Genomic DNA, 556 nt, shown 5'->3' with positions numbered 1-556 from the left:
CATCTCCTCCGGTCACCATCGCGAACTGCGCACTGCGCACTGCGCACTGCGCACTGCGGCGATGAGCCTGTGGGCGAAAATTGCAAGAGCATGACAGATATCTCCGGATGGCGCCTTTCGCTGGCATTTCCTCCGTTAAGTTTACGATGCCTGGTGGACTTCTCGCTGCCTGCTGAACGCGTCATCCGTAGCCTCAACCAGATAATCGAATGGCGCGGCAAACCGTTCGTAATTCGTGTTGATAATGGGCCGGAATACGTCAGTGGCAAACTGATGGAATGGGCTGCCAACCAGGGCATCGCCCTGACCCACATCCAGCCCGGAAAGCCGCAACAGAATGCCTATGTCGAGCGCTACAACCGCACGGTCCGGCATGAATGGCTCGACCAATATATCATTGAAAACATCGAGGAGGCACAGGAATTCGCCACACAATGGCTCTGGACGTATAACAACGAACGGCCCAACATGGGCATCGGCGGCATAACGCCCGCACAGAAACTGAAAATGGCCGCGTGAATTCTACTGCGGAGCCCCGTTCAAAACGGGGGGATTA

1 protein-coding gene is annotated in these 556 nt (G+C 55.9%); it reads left to right on the top strand.

Annotated features, from left to right (window positions below; genetic code table 11):
- Positions 1 to 519 (top strand): integrase core domain-containing protein (locus PDO_RS17425; RefSeq protein ID WP_244426478.1); only part of this gene is annotated, 519 nt, incomplete at its 5' end.
- Between the last annotated feature and the right edge of the window lie 37 nt (positions 520 to 556).

Source organism: Rhizobium sp. PDO1-076 (assembly GCF_000247475.1).
Lineage (GTDB): Bacteria > Pseudomonadota > Alphaproteobacteria > Rhizobiales > Rhizobiaceae > Allorhizobium.
Note: the sequence above shows the minus strand (reverse complement) of the source record. Positions and strands in the feature narration are given on the sequence as shown.